This window comes from Nocardia vulneris (genome assembly GCF_001613425.1).
GTDB classification, from domain to species: domain Bacteria; phylum Actinomycetota; class Actinomycetes; order Mycobacteriales; family Mycobacteriaceae; genus Nocardia; species Nocardia vulneris.
This window is the reverse complement of record NZ_BDCI01000042.1, coordinates 1-20,145: the sequence shown is the minus strand read 5'-3', so window position 1 is coordinate 20,145 and position 20,145 is coordinate 1. Positions and strand designations below refer to the sequence as shown.

General features: G+C 57.3%; 11 protein-coding genes and 4 tRNA genes. 9 read left to right on the top strand and 6 right to left on the bottom strand.

Annotation, left to right across the window (positions count from 1 at the left end):
• Window positions 1-124: 124 nt before the first annotated feature.
• Both NVU01S_RS43755 and NVU01S_RS35825 read right to left on the bottom strand, forming a co-directional pair.
• Window positions 125-1,591 carry a PIN-like domain-containing protein gene (locus tag NVU01S_RS43755; RefSeq protein WP_156161826.1) on the bottom strand — a complete coding sequence of 489 codons (1,467 nt, stop codon included), beginning with the start codon at window positions 1,589-1,591 and terminating at the stop codon, window positions 125-127.
• A 222-nt stretch (window positions 1,592-1,813) separates the two neighbouring features.
• Window positions 1,814-2,296 (bottom strand): NUDIX domain-containing protein, encoded by a 483-nt coding sequence (locus NVU01S_RS35825; RefSeq protein ID WP_043677946.1) that lies wholly within the window; start codon window positions 2,294-2,296, stop codon window positions 1,814-1,816.
• 1,138 nt (window positions 2,297-3,434) lie between these two features.
• Between NVU01S_RS35825 and NVU01S_RS35820 the strand changes: the two genes are divergently transcribed.
• Window positions 3,435-4,070 (top strand): hypothetical protein, encoded by a 636-nt coding sequence (locus tag NVU01S_RS35820; protein WP_043677944.1) that lies wholly within the window; start codon window positions 3,435-3,437, stop codon window positions 4,068-4,070.
• Window positions 4,071-4,141: 71 nt separating this feature from the next.
• Here NVU01S_RS35820 and NVU01S_RS35815 read toward each other — a convergent pair.
• From NVU01S_RS35815 to NVU01S_RS35805, 3 genes are all read right to left on the bottom strand, one after another.
• A tRNA-Val gene (locus NVU01S_RS35815) sits at window positions 4,142-4,216 on the bottom strand.
• A 1-nt stretch (window position 4,217) separates the two neighbouring features.
• A tRNA-Cys gene (locus tag NVU01S_RS35810) sits at window positions 4,218-4,288 on the bottom strand.
• Window positions 4,289-4,334: 46 nt separating this feature from the next.
• Window positions 4,335-4,407: transfer RNA gene (locus tag NVU01S_RS35805), tRNA-Gly, on the bottom strand.
• A gap of 472 nt (window positions 4,408-4,879) precedes the next feature.
• Between NVU01S_RS35805 and NVU01S_RS35800 the strand changes: the two genes are divergently transcribed.
• The 3 genes from NVU01S_RS35800 (at window position 4,880) to NVU01S_RS42800 (ending at window position 9,145) form a co-directional block, all read left to right on the top strand.
• Window positions 4,880-4,954 (top strand) — tRNA-Val (locus NVU01S_RS35800).
• A 262-nt stretch (window positions 4,955-5,216) separates the two neighbouring features.
• Entirely contained in the window at window positions 5,217-5,408 is a 192-nt protein-coding gene (locus tag NVU01S_RS45510; protein WP_156161825.1) for an excisionase family DNA-binding protein, read from the top strand.
• A gap of 983 nt (window positions 5,409-6,391) precedes the next feature.
• Window positions 6,392-9,145: a DEAD/DEAH box helicase gene (locus NVU01S_RS42800; RefSeq protein ID WP_082032311.1), complete on the top strand. Its 2,754-nt coding sequence runs from the start codon at window positions 6,392-6,394 to the stop codon at window positions 9,143-9,145.
• A 148-nt stretch (window positions 9,146-9,293) separates the two neighbouring features.
• On the opposite strand, the gene NVU01S_RS43750 is transcribed toward NVU01S_RS42800, so the two are convergent.
• Window positions 9,294-9,830, bottom strand: a complete 537-nt coding sequence (locus tag NVU01S_RS43750; protein ID WP_156161824.1) for a hypothetical protein — start codon at window positions 9,828-9,830, stop codon at window positions 9,294-9,296.
• A 1,340-nt stretch (window positions 9,831-11,170) separates the two neighbouring features.
• Here NVU01S_RS43750 and NVU01S_RS35790 point away from each other — a divergent pair.
• From NVU01S_RS35790 to NVU01S_RS35775, 5 genes are all read left to right on the top strand, one after another.
• Entirely contained in the window at window positions 11,171-11,935 is a 765-nt protein-coding gene (locus tag NVU01S_RS35790) for a thioesterase II family protein (RefSeq protein WP_052281108.1), read from the top strand.
• 2,800 nt (window positions 11,936-14,735) lie between these two features.
• A complete protein-coding gene (locus NVU01S_RS35785; RefSeq protein ID WP_052281107.1) occupies window positions 14,736-15,779 on the top strand; it encodes a thiamine pyrophosphate-dependent enzyme in 1,044 nt (347 codons plus the stop codon).
• Between the two features lie 131 nt (window positions 15,780-15,910).
• Window positions 15,911-16,945: an alpha-ketoacid dehydrogenase subunit beta gene (locus NVU01S_RS35780; protein WP_052281106.1), complete on the top strand. Its 1,035-nt coding sequence runs from the start codon at window positions 15,911-15,913 to the stop codon at window positions 16,943-16,945.
• A complete protein-coding gene (locus NVU01S_RS42795) occupies window positions 16,938-18,593 on the top strand; it encodes a 2-oxo acid dehydrogenase subunit E2 (RefSeq protein WP_082032310.1) in 1,656 nt (551 codons plus the stop codon). The genes NVU01S_RS35780 and NVU01S_RS42795 overlap by 8 nt, the downstream gene beginning before the upstream one ends.
• 151 nt (window positions 18,594-18,744) lie before the next feature.
• On the top strand, window positions 18,745-20,145 hold a 1,401-nt coding region (locus NVU01S_RS35775), incomplete at its 3' end, for a type I polyketide synthase (RefSeq protein ID WP_169815269.1).

Genomic DNA, 20,145 nt, shown 5'->3' with positions numbered 1-20,145 from the left:
GTGCCAGCCACTACCTGGCACGGACTCCGTGTTCTGTATACCAGCTCTGTACCGACTGTCCGGCTTACGCTGTGCCAGGTTCGCTGGTTGCCCTTATATGGAAGTGAATTGCTAAACTAAATTGTCAATCGTCTGTGGGGTCTTCGGGTAGCGGGGTCGCCACCTGCCTTTGGGGCGTCAATTTTTGGTAGAAATCCATCCATTTCTTAGTTAGGGCACTCTCCACACCGTGGTTCTCTATACACTCCGTCATCGCCCTACTGGCGAGTCGACGAGCCGCCTGGTAATTACCTGTATCAGCCAGTATTTCAGCAATTGCGTATCGAGTTATCATCGGCTCTGGGGATGTGTCGGAAAACGCGCGCAGTTGTCTGCGAAGCAAGTTCTCCAGGATGGTAATTGCCTCGTCCGATTCGCCGCGTCGGTGTGCCTGCAAAGCTTCGCGGCGTCGGCTTCGGGCGATCAGGTGTAGGCGCGTATCATCTGGATCGCTCGCTAAACCCCGAGTTTCTGCAATCTGAATTATTCTATCGCCCAGTGCGTTCAATGCTTCAGGATCATCGACGCCATCTGTGCGAATATCTTTAAGTTTGCCATCTTCAATCAGCAAGCGCAGCAGCTCCTCTGGGGAGATCCTGTTTGTCTGAAAAACTATGTCTCCACGCCTAGCCTGATATTGATCAATAGTGTCTTCGGGAACTGAGGCTTGTAGATAGTTATTCGCCATCCTGAGGAATCCATCAATTGTAGTCTGATGGTATTGCTGTCCCGACAGTTCAAGCATTTCTTGACGAAGCTCAGGCCGAGGTCCGACGGTCTGTCCATGAACTCTGTCGTAGAAGTCCTCTTTCACGTCGTCAGTTATGAAAAGAACGGGCTTCTTTGTCATTTTTGCCCATTCAATCAGTTCGAACCAAATGATGCAGTCGCCAGATGGGTCGGGCTTGTCGGCATCCATATAGCCAGGTGGAATCTTCTTCTCGATTCGGTCCCTAGCTCTATCCTTCCATTCAGTCAGCTTGGCTGCATCGGGCTGTTCTCCCACGTGGCCATGGGTTAGCATCGAATCGAGTTCTGCTCGAATTGGATCATCTGCTCTGACTGTCGCAAAGTCAATCGCGTGAGTCTTTCGAATTTCTTCGAATTCCTCTTTCATTTCTGCGCGACGACTTTGGGCAACTTCCTTAATGCGTGCAATAGTTTGGTCGAAACCGCGTGCAACTACTGTGCTGATTTCCTTGTCGCGTAAACCCTCGGTAGCCTTCTTCTTCAAGCCGTCTAGGGCGATTACGACCGCATCAATTGCTTCGTCGAACTTTTCGGCACCGATGGACTCAATTGTTTGATACATCTGATGTTGGGACGCAGCAACTGTTAACCGCCGTCGTTGGTATTCAAGCGCTGCTTGATAAGGCACCCAAAGTTGTCCTGAAACTTGATGTAACACCTTCAACAACTGCTGACGCTGTGGTCCGCCTACGCGATACAGTGCCAGCAAGACATTTGCATCCAGTGCAATTGTTGCTTCGGATAGAAATTTGCCAAGATCTTCTTCGCTCGGACCGTACCACTCTGGCAGCACTGTCTTCACTGTCGCACTTTCCTCTCGGTCGAACCGTTGGCTATAGCCTGATTATTTACTAAAGCTAAATTCTTGGCTGCTGTCTGTTCGGTTGCAGTTCTAATCAGGCTATCGTGCGGTTGCTCGCCTCGTTACAGGTATCACACCCGCCGCGACGACTAGGCAAAGGCGGTCAACCACGAGCAGGACGCCCTACAAGGATTGAAGTTTGCATTCCAGTGAACAACAGGCTCATGGGTCAGCCGGATCGAGGTAAGGTTCATGCTGCATGAGCGCCCAACTGATACGTTTGCGTTGGCTGCTGTCCATCCCGAGCGCCGAATAATGACGTATGGGAACCCATTCGACATGTGTGCTTTCGCTGCTGGGTTTGGGTTCGCCACCGATGGGTTCAGCCCGATAGACGATGGTGAATTCCTGCCGGACCTCGTCGTTGCTGGTGTAGTGGATCACGTGCATCGGGTCGGTGAAGATCCCGACAAGCCCAGTGAGTCGAATGATGATGCCGGTCTCTTCGCGAGTTTCGCGAACAGCAGTATGGCTGAGCGATTCGCCTGGCTCGTGTGCACCACCCGGCATCGACCAGTTGCCGTTGTCGGAGCGGCGGATGAGGAGCACCGTATCGTTGCGGCGCACGAATGCGCCTGCGCTTGGCCGGACGCTGTTTGCGGCCGGTGCGTTTGGATGCTGGTGGTAGTCGATGCGCCGTGCCACATGCCTAGAGTACGACGCCGGACAGCTGGACTGTGATCGATTGGCCGTGGTGGTGCGCGCGTCGATCGGGCAGGCCACGGCCTGCCCGCAAATCCTGCCCGTGGTGCCGCAGGGGCCCCAGGTCAAGGGTGGCCGTAGGCCATCGGCGTAGCCGACGCGAAGCGCCCTGGACGTGGGCGGGGCGGCACCGTCACAATCGCGCACCACCACGGCTCACCGGGCGCGAGCCGCGTTCGATGGTTTCCTCACTACCGGACCGTACTCAACCACCAGAATGCGCCCGGCGGGTAGTAGCAAACTTCTAGCATGCGTTTTACGGCGGACGATCCCCGGAAAAAGATCCATTGTGGACGGACACTTACCGTACAACTCCCTGTGTAGCCCAGAATCTATCGGATATGACCCTGAACAGGCCGGAAACTACCACTGGAGTTATTCGGCATGATCTCCACCGCTCCCACCCCTGGCCAGCAGTTTTGTTCTGTTGTGCGCTCCTCTCGCCTAGATCACCAAATACACGCTTCGCTGCATATTTGGTGATCTAGGCGAGAGGAGCAATTGATGAGAGTCAGGGGTGGGAGCGGTGGAAAAGGTTGAGTTGAAGTAAGACTGAGTAGGGGAGTGGGTTGCGTTGGGAGTGGATCGTTGGGGTGAGTGCGTGGTCCGGTTAGGAGACGAGACGCGGTCGCGCTGGGGTTGAGTGCGGGGCGGTATTCGGAGTCGAGCGGTGGTGGCGGCCGGGAGCGATGGTTACGAGCGCGTGGTCCGATTCGGAGTGTGAGCGCGAGTTCTGCGGTCCGCCGCGGGGTTGCGTTCGTGGGGATCAGGCGGTGTTGATTCCCTGGGCGCGCGCCGCAGTGTAAGGGCGTCGCTCCTACCCCACCAAGGACGAATTTCCGTGTAGCGATACCTCGACCAGGCTGCGGTGCGGTGTTCGGAAATTCCTCCTTGGTCGCGAGCCTCTGCGACGCCCTGGGCAGGCGGTGGGGGCAGGCCGCGGGCCTGCCCCGGACGGGACGCGGCGCGCGCCCAGGGAATCCACGTCTCGTCCGGGACTCCACTCATTGACACGTACGTGTCACAGCCGCTGGTCGGTTGACACGTAGGTGTCAGCGTTTCCGGAAGGGCTGCGGTTGCCATGACCGATTCCGACACCATCACCGGCTTGCTTGTCTCAGCGCTCGAACATACTTGGGCCGCAATCCGATCCCGTCATCCCGACGTCCCCGAAGTCGTGCTCACGGTCGGTTCTGGGTCGACGGGCAGTGACCTCACGCTCGGTCACTTCGCACCGAATCGTTGGATTAGGGGCGAGTACGAATTGCACGAGCTGTTCGTCGGCGGCGAAGGACTTCAACGCGGCGCGGCCGATGTGCTCGGCACGCTGCTACATGAAGCTGCTCACGGCGTTGCCGTCACTCGCGGGATCAAGGACACCAGCCGCCAGGGACGTTGGCACAACGAGCGCTTCCGGGGAATCGGCGAAGAACTGGGGCTTACGCTGAACCATCACCCGAAGCTCGGGTGGTCGCTCACCAGGGTGCCGGCCGATACTGAGCGCCTCTATCGAGACGAGCTGGACAAGCTGGCGTTCGCTCTGGTCGCCTATCGTCGTCGAGAGCCGCAACGGCGGGGCGGACGTAAATCCAGCAACAACGGGGTGTCGGCTGAGTGTGGCTGTGGTCGGAAGCTTCGGATTTCACGCAGTGCGTTCGAGGTCGGCGGCATCCGCTGCGAGGTCTGTGACGAGCTGTTCGAGCCGCCAGAAAGCTAGCCGTCAGTTCACAGATAGTTCACGACAACAAGAAAGGCCCCCTCGAAAGGGGGCCTGACCTGGTACTACGGTGGTGCGCGATACTGGGATTGAACCAGTGACCTCTTCCGTGTCAGGGAAGCGCTCTCCCGCTGAGCTAATCGCGCGAGGTGGAGACGGGAATCGAACCCGTGTGCACGGCTTTGCAGGCCGTTGCCTCACCACTCGGCCACTCCACCGTGCGAAGGGGGACGGCGAAACTAGTTTGCCTGGCCCTACCTCTCGAGCGGATGACGGGATTCGAACCCGCGACCCTCACCTTGGCAAGGTGATGCGCTACCAGCTGCGCTACATCCGCGTGCATCTCGGTGGCTGTTCCGGCCTCCGTGGTGCGAGACAGAACATTAGCCGACGCCCGGTGAAAGCTACAAATCGGCTGGTAGAACGCCTGAAATCCAGCAGGTTGCCACTGTGGCGGAGGTGGCCGATGTGGTTGAGGAGGACCTAGTGGTCCGAGAGGCGGCGCGACCCGCACCTCACCGCACAGTGTCATTGGCGAGAACTTCGCTGATAACTCCCGCACCGCCAGTTCCCTGTCCGCACTTGCGACCCGCCTACCCTGGCGCACCCGCGCGGCCACTCCCGACTCCGGTTCCGCCCTTCCGAAACCCGCACTGCCCGAAGGCTGCCCATCCGCAGCGCACTCGCCGAGCCGATCCACCCCCACCCGCTTCCCCTCATCAGGGTGGCGATTTGGTGAACCGCCGGTGCCCCGTGCTAATGTTCCATCTCGTTCGAAGCGCACTCCAAGCGCCCAGAACACTCCTCCCGGTCCCATAGCTCAGCGGGAGAGCGCTCGCCTCACACGCGAGAGGTCGCTGGTTCGAAACCAGCTGGGACCACCAAGTAACGCCAGGTCAAGGCCATTTTCCTGATCTGCAATTGACTCCGTGCATATTCCGTGCAGATTCGGCTATGTTGTCTAATTGTGTCTGCTAGCTACTCGTGCATCGGTGTACAAGTTCCATTCACGTTGATGTAGTGCCTCTGTTGTCTTCAGTTCGAAGTCAGCCTGTCGACTTCTCCGCCGAATCCTGGAGTACTTCATTGTCAGGGTCCAACGTAGAGGCGATTGCCTCACGGCCGCTGGCAGCGGAGGTCGTCAGCATGCGCAAGTGGGAGCCAACCCAGAACCCCAGTCATTATGTCTCAATCAAAAGTGCGTCCAGCCGGGCGAGCGTAAGCCCGGACACGATCCGCAGGATGATCGCGGTCGGTGATTTGCCAGCCTACCGATTCCGTGGCCAGGTCCGGATCGCCGTTGAGGACATCGACAAGGCTATGCGACCGTTGTGGTAGTTTCTCCGTCGGAAAGGCCCGTAGCCCGGAACTGAAGCGTAGCCAGATTCCCGTGCTACTCGCGTCCTGGATTGGCCTAGGGCTGCGGAGCGCCTGAGCTACAACGTAGTACAAAGGTCTCGCGGGCTTGCTGATTTCCGGCGCTGCTCACTGCCTACTTCGGTATCTTCACTGTTCAGGGCCTTTCGCCAACCTCGTGTCTCTGCGCCCGGTGAGCGCTCCTGGTCGGATACGAGGCTTGCTCGGTAGCGGACTCGGGTGCCAGTTCCTAGCTGGTCGAGCAGGGAAGAGATCCCTGGAACCGGTGATGTCGTACCCGGAGCGAGGCGCAAACGTTGGGTTGTGTGCTGGATTGCATCAGCCTGTCATACCTGCGGCAGTTCAATTGACGTGATAGGCCAGTTCCGCTGCAACGTGGTTGACCCGGCCGAAGTCGGGACGGCAGGCCAAGATGGGCGACGACGTGATGCAATCTGTGCACGCTCGAAGATCTTGGCGCACTTGGGGATGTGCTGCGTTGCGTTCTACGTGATCGTCGAGCGCGTTGCGTCGCAAGTTGACCAGCGCGTGGTGCCCCGGCGCCGGTCAGGACCGCGCTGACGCCGCCGGCGATGCCGGTGAATTTGGACCGGTTTCGAAGGATGGTTTCTGCACTGCCAGCTCAACGCGACCTGAGTGATCGGGCGATCATCCGCGTGGATCAACTCGATGGCGCTCACTGACCTTACAGGATGCGGACTTCTTCCGGAGGCGACTGTTCCACCTCGCCGTCAGTGTCTGGAAGCCTCGGCCAACTCAGCTATCGTTCAGCGGAACGGGCGTACCTGGCTCGTAATCGCCTGTCTTGGGGACTCATTCGATGCTGATCGTGGTCTGTCACTGCCCTCGGATATGGTGTCGAGGTCGCTCAGTTCGTCACACTGGAGGCGCGCCGGCAACGGTGTGCCGGTGTGATCGGTTCCCATGGAGGTCGGTTCACGCGGATGCAAGTCGACAGTGACAGGTTTCAGCACGCGAACCAGCCTCCGCTGCTGTGGCTGAAGATTGCTGACCCAGATGCAATGCTTCCCCCCCATCCGCCGAACACTGATGTCCGAGTACTGATACCCAACGGTGATCGTTTCTCTGATCTCAGACGCCGGCTGACAGTCGATCAGGTACCGTTCCGCGAGGTCGGTTATCTACTGGAGCAAGAATCAGTCCACACATTGAGCGATGATGGTCAGTTGACCGCAATCACCAATTTGACAGGGCTCACCCGGTCGGCTTCTCGGCAGAATCGAGCAGTCAGCGGACTTGCGGCGCAAACGGCACGCGATGCGTTCGAGCTGATGTGGCAGAACCACTCCGCGAGGGAGGGCTTGCCGACCGAGCCCCTGCCTATCGAACAGGTCGTGCCTGAGGCGTGGGTTCGGTACCTGCCTCACCCGGTGGTGAATCCTGCTCAAGCGGAGGCGATTCCACACATCATTAGCAGCGACGAACACCTGATCGTGGTGGCACCTACAGGGGCAGGCAAGACAGTGCTGGGGATGGTTGCTGCGCTGCGCACTGTGCTTGAGCATGGGAAGAAGGCTGCGTGGCTGGTGCCGCAGCGCTCGCTGACCGATGAACTCAATAACGAACTCGACAGCTGGCGCCAACGTGGCCTGCGTGTAGAACGACTCTCCGGTGAGTATCGTGTTGACGCGCAACGTATTCGAGATGCTGACTTGTGGGTGACCACGACGGAGAAGTTCGAATCGATCTGTCGGACTGCTTCTTTGCGAGAGGCCTTGGCCGAAGTTGGCTGCTTGATCGTCGACGAGATCCACCTACTTGGTGACCGTACGCGTGGCCCTTTTCTCGAAGCGATTCTCGCGCGAGTACGAGGTGTAGGGTCTCGAATGCGAATTATCGGACTATCGGCAACTGTCGCTAACGCCGATGAACTCGCCGTGTGGTTGCATGCTCGGACGGTCCGGGTTGCGTGGCGCCCTACGCAGCTGACGTGGCAGTTGCCTGTCGTGGCCAAGACTGCGGATTGGAGCTTGGTCGAAGGTGCCAAGTCGCGTTTGACGAGTGGGATTGTCAACATGGTCACGGCCGATCGCGGTAGCGTGCTGGTGTTCTGCAGCAGCAAACGTAATGTACGTCGGACTGCGTTGATCATTGCAGCCAGCCGGGGTGCGGATGTCTTCGATGTTGACCCCGATGATCCCGACATTGTGCATCGGATCTGCCGAGCCGCAAGAGTTGGCTTACACTATAAGGGATGGGAGTACAAGCGCGAGGCTGAAAAAGGCTTTCGTGCACGTGAATTGGACGTGCTTGTCGCGACATCAACGGTGGCGGCAGGGGTTAACATGCCGGCTCGGGCGGTTGTTGTGCAAGACACGGAGGTCGGCTTGAAGTCAATCGACGTTGCAACCGTTCAGCAGATGTTCGGTCGTGCCGGACGTGTGGGTGCTGGGGAAAATGAGGGTTGGGCTTTTCTGATAGTGGATGATATCGAAAAGGCGGTGTGGCAGCGCAAGCTTCTGGCTGGATTTCGCGTCGATTCTCAAATTCAGGATAGCTTTCCTGAGCATGTGCTGGCAGAAGCGATTCAGGGGCGCATCAACTCTCTGTCGCAGGCCGAACGGTGGTGGGCAGAAACGTTGGCCCATCACCAGGGGAGCCGCGATATGACACCGCTCCGGCAAGCAGTCCGGTTCTTGACAGACGGCGACTTTCTCAAGCCAATAGCGCGAGTCGAAAGAAACGACGAGTTAATCCCCACCGAGCTCGGTCTGTTAACGGCCAGGTTGATGGTATCCCCTCAGGTTTGCTACAAGTTACGAACGGCGCTGGCGGGACTGGATCCACCCAACAGCCCTGCAGAGGCGGAACGCCTCCTGATCGAGACCATCGCCGCTTATGTTCCAGAACTGGCTGAGGCCGCAATCAGTGAGGCCCTCAAGGCGAACGCCATACACCTCAAACTTGCTGACGGAGTGGTGGCCGACGATGGACAGGTAAACGTCGAGAGGCGTCAGAGCGCAGGTTCGTTCGCTTACAGTCAGGGCGACTTGGCTTGCGCGGTGTTGTTGACGGCTGCGAACTCGCCATCTCAGTTCCATCGTGGCGCTCGGGTGATTGCCGGGATTCCTTACTCGACAATGTATCCGATCCTTGAGCATGCACCGCGGTACTTGTATTGGTTGAGCAGTCAGGGCTTTCTAGGCACTGTTCATCCGTGGGTGGCTGTGGTCGCTGCTGACCTAAGTAAGAGAATTCGGTGGCGGCGGTGCCAGCCCGGTAGGGGAGCTGGGCGGTTGCTGTGGATGTGTGAGCAAATGGCCACTGCCGAGCACGCCGAGGACCTCGTTCCCACACTGTGGCAAGCGGCCACCTCGCGTGGCTTGATCAGTCCGGATTGGACGGAAACAGGAAGACCACAAGCAACTCAACTCAGCCCCTCGGACTATGCGGCGCTGCTACGAGATCGTGTCACCGGCGCTGTGGTCGAAAGCACCGCCAGCGAAGTTCGTCTTAAATGTTCGACAACTGCCAACTTGGTCATATGGTCTGGATCGAAGTACGTTACCTCCCCAGCACCCCAAGGAAAAGTAATTGCTGACGTGCCTGGCCGTGGTTACGAGTACGGAACAGCGGTATTCACTTGGCGCGGTGACTATCAAGCAAGCGGATGGCTGAGTGAATATTCGCAATGCCGTCTCGTTGTCGACCAGCAGTTGATCGGCATTCACACCTGAATATATGACCCTAGGTTGTCCGATGCAGGCAGGTTCGATGTGGAGGAATGAATTAGGGGAGAATAAGCGGCGCTGTCACGGCGGTGTTTGCCGCGGAGAGTATATGATCGCCCTTGAATCGATCGGTAACCGTCCAATTTTGATCAAACTATCGTGCTGGCCTTTTGCTGCTCCAGGTATTCGGTAGCTTGGCCTCCTGACTCAGAACCTTGATCCAGTCTTGCGCTATGTGACGTGGAACATCGTAGTGTTTGGCGACTTTGGTAATACTGCCGAGGCGCCAGAAGGTTACTGCCAAGTCCGACGGCGCACCGGATGCGCGGGCCGAGCCTGACGCGCGACGAGTATTGTCGACATCCCTAGGTCCAGATGGAACAACGGCGCGCTCTCGGGCGGGCGCGGGCTTTGTGTGTGCATGATCAGGCGCTGGCTTCAGTTCCTCAGCTTCGGCATCGGGAGATTTTGCATCAACCGGCAGCTGCCCATGTGACATAAGCGCAGCGTTTTTTATCAACAATGAAAAGTCGACGTGCGTTAGCTCGTTCGGCAGCGGCGCACCATCTTCGCCGATTACTACACGAACCTCGGTTACTCGCACCTTTCCTGCAGCAAGCTCGACGGTTATGATTGCAGTAGCCTTATCCGGCTCGTCAGATGCGATCGTTACTTTGTATGTACTGCTCACAATATCCCCTTCGCTGACGTAGCTCCGCGACCTATTCGGCATCTGCGGATCTCGGCATGGATTCGGCACCCATTTTCCGGAGTCGGCCCATCCAACCTTGCGCGGTGTGTCGAGGGACACCGAAATGTTGGGCGAGACCTGTGACTGTTCCAATCCTGTCATACACCTCGCGGAGTTCGTCAGCGTCGGGCATACGGCGATAAGCCCGTTCCGTGGCACCGCGGGTAGTCGTGTCCTTGGCCACGGTTGATACTGGCACATTGCCGGTTTGTGCCGCTTCCGGTTGCTGCGCCGAGCGTTGTTCGCCTGTCGCGGCGAGGGCGGACTGCGCGGTATGCGTTGCAGTCGCACAAGGCTCTGGGGTGGATGGGCTCGGACTTACTCCGGCCGCGAGTGCGGTGACAACCGATTCGAGGTCGATACTCGGCAGGGTGTGGGCGGACAAGCCTCCCGCTGCCGTGGACCTGATGGTCATTTCTGTGATGCGAGGCTTCGGGCCGGCAGTTTCGACCTTGATCGTGGCTTCCGCGTGTCCGGCGGCTGCGTCTGCGCCTTCATGCTCGGGTGTAATGATGACCACGTACCTGCTCATATGACTCCTGTCCAAGTGTCAGCACTGTAGCCAAGGGCGCAAAAGCACCCGCAGCGAGTGTTCGGCTATGGAGTAAATGTAGTCGGGATGTCTGACAGCAACTGAGGCCGCCCTCCCTGCTGCTGCGAGCGAGCTTCTGGGAATTATTTGACTCATGGCTGCGCTGGATGGCTGCGGTAGCTACTTGACGTATGTCGTTGATAGTCGTTTGATCTAGGCAGCATTGGTCAGCACTAAGATCCGATGGAGTTGCCCTGGTAAGCCAGCGAGATGTCGCTCGCGTACCGAAATTTTAAGTCTGCCCCGCAACTCGGCGGTCATGCCTGGGCACGTTCCGCAACGGTCATCGGCAAGAGTATGGCGGAGGGAGGTGAAACGTACACTTCGGCCAGCGCCCCGACCGCGTTGGTGTTCAGCTTCGTTTGCTGCCAATGACATCCAGATGCGACCTATCGAGCAGCGGTCCTGGTGCGGTAGCTAGTGTCATGCCGCTACTTCTGTCTCAAGTCTGCTTTGACACGGGGTATCGAAGAGACACCGGCCCGTTGGCGATTGAGGATGCGTGTGCCCTAGCTGGAAACTCCCTCCATCCGACCTCGATCCCTTCCCAACGGGAACAATAACAGTGGAGAAGGACGGATAGATTGCCGGTTACTGCACATCAGGAACGACTCACAGCACCTAGGCCGATCGAGGCTGATACGGTGAGTGGAGTGTGGGAGTTTGACAGTGGGAGGTATTGATCGCCATGGTAGCGCTTGATGAGACCAATCAGCTATGGATTCGGCGATTCAGCCCTGACCCCGACGCGACGATCAGGCTCGCCTGCCTGCCGCATGCCGGCGGCTCCGCAAGCTATTTTATGCCTGTAGCAAGGGCGCTGTCTCCTGGCTGCGATGTGCTTGCTGTTCAGTATCCGGGACGCCAAGATCGCAGACTGGAGAAGCCGCTTGAGACTGTTGCCGAGCTCGCCGACGCCGTTGCCGAGCAACTGCTCGGATGGGCCGACAGGCCCCTGGCTATTTTCGGACATAGTCTGGGTGCGTTAGTTGGATTCGAGGTTGCACATCGGCTTGTCGAGAACGGATGTCAACCAGCAGTGCTTATCGTTTCCGGTCGGCGGGCACCGAATCGCGAACGATTGGAGAAGATCCATACTCTCACTGATGAGGCGATCCTCGCAGAGATTGGCACGCTGGGCGGGACTGATCCGGTCGCGCTTGCTGATCCTGAAATGCGACGACTGGTTCTTGCGACATTGCGCGCTGACTACACTGCTGTAGAGAACTATCGTCATACCGCGCGGAAGCCCTTTGGAGCACCAATATCTGCTCATATTGGGATTAACGATCCGCGCGTGACCAAGGATGAGGCGCAGGACTGGGCGCAGCACACTACTGGTCATTTCGAGCTTCATACCTACCGCGGAGGTCATTTCTACTTAAATTCCCAAGCATCGGCAGTGATTGCTAACCTGCGTCGTATACTGCATGTTGTTCATGATGACGCGTAGATTGGCCGCACGAATCAAGTTCTCCCTGTCCGACCGCGTCTATTTGTAGTGGGAGTGTGCAACTGATTTGCTTGGTGAACTGCGATGATGTGGCTCGCGATGACAGGCGTTAGGCGTTCGAAGATGCAACTGTGAAACGAGCCGGTCAATCGCCGACGCGGTTTCGCCTGTATGAGGGCGAGTCCGCCTATGGGCAACACCGACACATATTCGGCCGACGTCGAGCGCTGGTAAATGAGATGAGGCGCTGATCTGTGGTGGATGAACCGTGGATTACGCTCGAACTCGCGCCGAGCCGAGGGGAGGTCGGCGCCGCCGCGGATACTGATTGCGGTGAGTCTGGGCGGCGGGCCAGATTTGCAGGTGTGCTTACCAGTTTGCGCAGTAAACAGTGCGGTCAACACAGAACCGGAACCGTGTAACGTAGCTTTGATGCAGTAGCTGAATATCAGATGTCTTGTGAATGCGCGCGACCAGGCGGCGATCGAAGGTGTCCCGCACTTGGATCCACCCAGCAGTTCGGCTACTCAAATAACAGGCGGATGTGGATCAAGTTGCTACTGTGTACACGGAGAATTACGCGTGCTTAGCTTGTGATTATTTCGAGAAGATGCAGTTAGACTTACATCGGTTTCGGCCGAATGTCAGGACCTGAGTGACGGTACCGTTTAGCCAGCCCAGTCTGCCTCGACTGCACCAGCATTGCTGCTGCCGGCGACGTTGACGCCCATAGCTACAACTGTGCGTTCGAACTGTCCGTCAATTTGCTGATCGAGCTTTGCTAAGGCACAACCCGGGCCCACGCATCAGTACGATTACCGACTACAGCAGCCATGATGACAAGCGCGGTCACTGCGACGATCCCTGCACCGATCTCGAACACTAGGTTGACTCCGGTCCGATGGAAGATCAGGTACCCACCGAAGGTTTCCCCTCCGAGAGCCCCAGCGATAAGGGCGAGTCTATGCTGGTTCCCCCAGGCTTCGCGGGCTGCCCACTCGCGCACAAGCAGAACGCCAGCCACGACAATCGCGAATTGCCATAGCAATGTGACTGGTATCGGTAGGTGTCGCACCCATGCGTCGGGTTCAATCGTTGCGAACCATAGGAGCGCTCCAACCGCTGCTGACAATCCAACCAGCCATGCCGCAGGGGCTCGCCTCTCTGCGCGTCCGAGCTGGTTTACCCACTTCGTGCTCCGCCAGCCGAGTAACGTTAAAACCACAACAAACAAGACTACACCGAGGTATCGTATCGGCCCGATTTTGGCATCGATACCGTACCGTGCCATGGTGACGTGGCGAAAGAACAGTGCGGTGAATGAGGCGCCCAGGACGAAGACGGCAGCCGCCAAGCGTATGCCGCCAGCGCCGAGCCAGGACTGGTAGCGGCGACGACGGAATAGTATTTCGGTGAGCACGATCGGTAGCGTTATGCTCCAAATTGAATGAAAGCCAATATTGAACGCAGCGTATGTCCAAAAAACGCCGAAAGCCGCTCCATATGGGTGTCCATTTGGTGGAAAGAGCTGCGGGGTGAGCCATGCTGGTTCCAAAAGTCCTTCGAAGAAGGCTGCGTATATGGCACCGAACACCAGCATCGACGGCCAACTGCCGCCGCGCCGTCGGACAACCTCCCGGATCAGCAGCGCGCCGGGCCCATACAGGGCCATCCGCAGGGGGAGACCGACGACGTTCGACAGTATTGTTGGCGATCCGGTCAGGGTGGTCGTTCCAGTCAGGATTTCAGGAACCGCGGCGGCAAGTACGACAAGGACGACTACCGGCCAACCCCCCCAAGATCGCAATCTGTGGTGAAAAGCCTGGTGAGACAAGGTATTCCGCCCCCTCGGTGAATGTCAGTGCATCGCAGCCTAAGTTACTTTCGAGGCACGACGCAAGAGGTGCGGTGCAAGTGGACCCGCCCGAACGGCGCAGGCGGGCATGCTGCTCATCGGGTGTTCTCCTCGGCAGTGAGCGATTTCGCAAAAGCCTGATCGGTATACGGACTCAGCGCGGTTAAGCGAGGTGCACCGAGTCCTGTGTAGCGGCACTCGCACGAGGGCCGGAGCCTTACACGCCTTGGCGATCAACGAGCGGCGCACCGGCCAAAGCTGCCGAGTGTTCGCGGTGGCAGTCAGGTTGCAGCTTGCATAAAATCGACCAACTAGCGTAGAAGGCGCGGCGTCTCTCCGCTACGGTCCAGCGGTTTCCGGACGCGTACGCGCCGGTCGTAACCAGTGACTCGCGGCGTGTGTTGAGGGTCAGGCCAACTGTGCTCGGCGATGGTTTCGATCTTCGTATAGCTCATGCAATGGAGCGTGGCCTGACCGACAACGGGCCGGCGTTTGTCGTTCACTGCGGTAAGGCGGGAACCTCGGTTGCACGAAGAGTTGGTCTTCGCTGGCCGCTCGGGTCAGTAGTTGTCGCATACACCAACCGCCCGGCCTGGCCGTACTGTTCTATCCGCCGACGAACCGGCGGATAGAAGGTGACTCTGGGCTGCGACGCTGCGGCCAGCATTTGCCGAGCACCTCACCCCACAATCGTGTCGATCGGCGACCGTGGCACGGTGGACGCGCCAGGCCGGAGAACTTCCACAACGTCGATGATCTTGAGCGTGAGGATGCACCCTTTCGCCTGACGTACCGAGCTGAGCCATCGAAACATGCTATCGCCGCGAGGGTTTCGTCTGTTGCCGACATGCCACTTTGCCGGTACGGTGCTGGAGTAGTAAGTCTTGCTAGGCAGTCAGGACCTGGGTCGACTGTCTTGTGGGGATCTAGCTGCAAGGGGAGGGCGTGGCGGTGGAATCCGAAAGCCGACTGGGGGTGGATCTACTTCCAGCCCGTAATCCACTCAGTATCTTGCCAGGAAACGGCGATGAACTCACAGCGGATCATCCGGATCTTCCTGATCCGCAGACACTGTTGTCGCTGTACGAAAAGATGGTGATAGGTCGAAAATTTGATAGCCAAGCGACGATACTTGCGAGGCAAGGATTATTGTCCGCTTATCCACCGTGTCTTGGTCAAGAAGCCTGTCAAGTTGGAGCCGCGGCAGCAATGGAGGCGCGGGATTGGTTATTTCCAACCTATCGCGATAGCGTAGCTATGCTGGCTCGCGGGGTTACTCCGCGTGAAATACTGACCTCATTTCGCGGTGAATGGCACTCGGGTCATGATCCCCACTACTACAGGGTCGCACCGAGATGTACCCCTCTCGCCACACATATGCCACACGCCGTTGGGCTGGCGTTTTCAGCGAAACATAATAAAGAAGACGGTGCAGTTCTAGTACTTCTTGGGGACGGGGCGGTTAGTGAGGGCGATGCACACGAAGCGTTCAACCTGGCCGCCGTCTGGCAGGTTCCGGTCGTTTTTCTAATTCAGAATAACGGGTTCGCAATCAGCGTACCGTCAAAGATGCAGTCAGTCGCTCCGTCACTTGCATGTAAAGGGGTGGGTTACGGGATACCGGGTGAACTAGTAGACGGAAATGACGTTGCCGCTGTATTCAGTCGGGTAAAGAACGCATTGGACGCTAGTCGTTCGGGTGGGGGGCCGTTTATTATCGAAGCGCTGACATATCGTACCGGACCCCATACGACATCTGATGATCCAGACAAGTACCGTGATCCGCGCGAGCATGCGCGTTGGATACTTCGGGACCCTGTTGAGCGGATGAAGCATTTTCTTGAAGCTAGGGGAATAGTTAGCGACCAAGTTCGAGCCAGAATGCTAGAGATCGAACATAGGGTTGTTAATGACGTCCGTGAGGCAGCTGTCCTATCTGAACAGTCTAGCGGTAATTCTCTAACCGCTCACGTCTTTGCAGTGCCATGACTTGCCGGCTAACTAATATTAATAGATATCGGTCCTGAATAGGATCCGCTTCGCGGAGTTCGAATCATATTTGCCAGCTGCAACTAGCGCGGGCTCTGGCTATTGGGCTGGCCGTCTTTGGGAGGGAATCCTTGTATTCCAGAACCGCACCATCACGGAGTGACGAGGTAGAGCTAAGTTTTTCACAGGCACTAAACTATGCGCTTTCGGAAGCACTTGAGCGGGACGAAACTGTGACCTTGCTCGGGCAGGATATTGGGCGGCTAGGTGGGCTATATCGAGTAACGACTGGTCTGGTTGAGCGCTACGGATCGCATCGGATAATAGATGCACCAGTAGCTGAGTCTGGCCTTGTTGGCGCCGCTATCGGAATGGCGATGAATGGTTTGAAGCCGGTGGTGGAGCTGCAGTTCGATGCCTTTTCGTACCCTGCGCTTGAGCAAATTTTTAGCCATTTGGCAAAATTCTGCTACCGTACACAGGGCGCAATTACGCTACCGGTAGTCATCAGAATTCCGTATGGCGGTGGCATCGGTGCTGTAGAACACCACAGCGATTCGTCCGAAGCGTACTTTGCCCATACACCCGGGTTGCGCGTCGTTACTCCGTCGACGCCGTCTGACGCATATGGGATGTTAAAGGCGTCCATAGCTTCGCGTGATCCTGTTATATTCCTTGAGCCGAAACGCCGGTATTGGGATAAAGAGTGTATAGACTTATCAGCAAATGTGTCCGATATTGAGAAATCGCTAGTACGGCGCAAAGGTACTGACGTGACTATAATTTCTTACGGAGGATCAGTGGCGGTTGCGCTTGAGGCGGCAGAGCTAGCATTTGATCACGGTTGGGACGTTGAAGTTGTTGACTTGCGATCGCTCGCACCTTTCGACGACACAACGTCCGGTGATTCGGTAAGAAAGACTGGTCGATGTATCGTTGTTCATGAGGCTCCACGCTTCCTCGGCTACGGTGCGGAAGTTGCGGCGCGACTCACCGAGGAGTGTTTCCACTACCTATCCGCCCCAATATTGCGGGTTGCTGGACTCGATGCTCCCTACCCGCCGCCTAGGCTTGAAGGTGACTATCTTCCGAGTGTGTCGAAGATTCTGGAAGCAATAAAGCGGCTTCAGTGGGACGAGAGTCAAGTAGCGGTAACCCATGGTTGATTTTTGTCTACCGAGACTTGGTGACGGGCTGGTTACTGCAGAAATCGTATGCTGGCTTATTCGCGAAGGTGAAGCGGTCGAGCTCGACCAGCCTGTCGTCGAAGTAGAGACCGCGAAGTCACGGGTGGAGCTCCCTAGTTCATGCGCTGGGACTGTGGAGCAATTGTACGCTGCAGTAGGCTCGACGGTCGAAGTCGGTCAGCCCCTTATGTCAATCTTGGAGCGCAAGAGGGCAAGTAGTCGTGGACCTGACGTCAGAGCTTCTCGACCGCTCGTGGCAAAAACGTCATGCGTAGACGCGAATGCAGCATCTAATGGCGATGAGTCTGGATTTCTTGGTGATACTGATTCGATAAAAGTGGTATCGCCACGGATTCGTCACTTAGCGGCGCTTAATGAGATAAATCTAAGACTTGTGCGCGGGACGGGGATTGGGGGAATGATAACTGCGAGCGATGTTCAACGGGAAATAACTGCAAAAACAGCTAGCCACAGCCTAGATCTTAGAGCAGAGAAGTACGTGTTGTCCCGGCGGACAATTCCAGACGTGACAATCTGGCTGGATGTCGACGCTACAGACCTTATGGAGAGTGAATCTGTATTCGCATCCATTGATGGGTGTGATCCAGTCCTTGCTTGTATCGCTGAGTTGACGGTAGAAGCGCTGAAAAGTTATCCAGAGCTGAACTCTACAATCATCGATGGTGTGATTCATGCGGCCAGTAGCGTGAATCTGGGTATCGCCACACAGACTCAACTTGGACTATTTGTTCCGGTTGTCCAAGGTGCGAGCTCAATGGATAAGGCTGAACTTGCGAAAGCTATCGCAACAATAAGAGGTAAAGCCCTATCGGGCGATGCGGATATCAGCCTGTATCGTAACGGTACTTTTACGTTGAATGACTTTCGCGCGTTGGAGGTAGACGGTTCTGCGGCGATCATTAATTACCCTGAAGTGGCCATTTTGGGCATTGGTCGTATAAAAAAGAGGCCGTGGGTAACTGTTGACGGTATTGCGGTAAGGCACGTCCTGCATCTCAGCCTAACCTTCGATCATCGTGCGTGTGATGGCGAGGTCGCTTCTGGGTTTATCAACTTCATTGCACATAGAATCGAGTCTTATTCATCTCTGATGAATGGAAACGCAGTCGCAATTAGTCCAGGTTTGGCAACTATCGAAGAACGTTTTGTAGAACCTGAGTTAAATATCCAGGACACGCTCCGTCGGTTGATAAAGAATATCGGTAAAGATTTTGAAACGAATGTGAGTTTCAAAGATCTCGGGCTGAGTTCAAAGGATGCGATTGAGATACGAAATCGTTTGAGTGCTATCACGGGACTGCGATTGCCCTCAACTCTGCTATTTGAATTTCCCACTCCTGTGGAGCTAATATCTCACCTGGAGAAATTGCGGGGTTCGGATTCGCCAGATGCTGCGGCGATAATACTGAATAATCTTGAGATTGTGCGAAGACTCATGGGTGAGGTGACAGACGCTGGTGAACGCTCGGATATTAGGAGCAGCATACTTCGTCTCAGTCGATTGGTAATTGTCGATTCAACCGGCGGGGCGGATATGCATGAACTTGAATTGATGACGGGTGAGGAGATTATAGATCTCCTAAGAGACGAATTCGATATATCTTAGCGAAATCAGTATGTGCCGGTGTGGTGTAGTTCCTTCGAAATGGCGTGGCCGATTTTTCTATTTGCATACACTTTTGGATAATCCTGCTGCAGTGTGGGGCGATACGTCCTCCGCGAGTTGTACCTAAGGGTGCAATTTGAAAGGTTCGCTAATGTCAAGAGATTCGCACTACATCGAATACATCAAGAAACTCATAGCAGAGCTGCGGCAGGCGCGGCAGTTCATATCTGAATCTCAAGCCAGGTCAGTTGAGCCGGTGGCGATTATTGGTATGGGGTGTCGTTTTCCTGGCGGTGTGGATTCGCCGGAGGGGCTGTGGCGGGTCGTGTCGGAGGGGCAGGATGTGATCGCAGGGTTCCCGGCCGACCGCGGGTGGGATGCCGGAGGCGTGTTGGATTCTGATCCAGAGCGAGCAGGCAAGTCGTATGTGCGCAAAGGCGGGTTCCTCTACGACGCAGGTGAGTTCGATGCTGGGTTCTTCGGGATCAGCCCACGCGAGGCGCTGGCAATGGATCCACAGCAGAGGTTGATGCTAGAAACTGTGTGGGAGGCGCTGGAGCGGGCGGGAGTCGACCCAGGGCGGTTGCGGGGCACACCGACTGGGGTATTTGTAGGCGTAATGGATCAAGCCTACGGGGGAGGCTGGATCGGGAATAGCTCTGTGTGGGAGAGCGCCGAGGGGTATCGGCTGACCGGTGGTTCGGCGAGTGTGGTGTCGGGCCGGGTGTCGTATGTGCTGGGGTTGGAGGGGCCGGCGGTGTCGGTGGATACGGCGTGTTCGTCGAGTCTGGTGGCGTTGCATCAGGCAGTGGCGGCGTTGCGGTTGGGGGAGTGTTCTCTGGCTTTGGCTGGTGGCGTAACGGTAATGGCGTCGCCGAGGACATTCGTGGAGTTTTCCCGGCAGCGGGGGCTGGCTGCTGATGGGCGGTGTAAACCGTTCGCGGAGGCGGCCGACGGGACGGGGTGGGGTGAGGGTTCGGGTGTGCTGGTGCTGGAACGGTTGTCCGATGCTCGTCGTAACGGTCATCAGGTGCTGGCGGTGGTGCGGGGTAGCGCGGTCAATCAGGATGGCGCTTCCAATGGTTTGACTGCACCCAACGGGCCCTCCCAGCAGCGGGTGATCCGGCGGGCACTGGCCAACGCGGGAGTCGGCGCGGACGAGGTCGATGTGGTCGAGGCCCACGGCACCGGTACCCGGCTGGGAGACCCGATCGAGGCTCAGGCCCTGCTGGCGACTTATGGTCAGCGTGACCGTGACGGGCAGCCGTTGTGGCTGGGCTCGATCAAATCCAACATCGGCCATACCCAGGCCGCCGCGGGTATGGCCGGGGTGATCAAGATGGTGCAGGCCCTGCGTCACGGTGTACTTCCCCGGACCTTGCATGTGGATGCCCCGTCCTCCCACGTGGATTGGAGCGCCGGGCATATCGGGTTGCTCACCGAGGCACGCGAGTGGCCGGTCAACGGTCATCCCCGCCGGGCGGCGGTATCCGGATTCGGTGTCAGCGGCACCAACGCCCACGTCATCCTCGAACAAGCACCACCACCACCA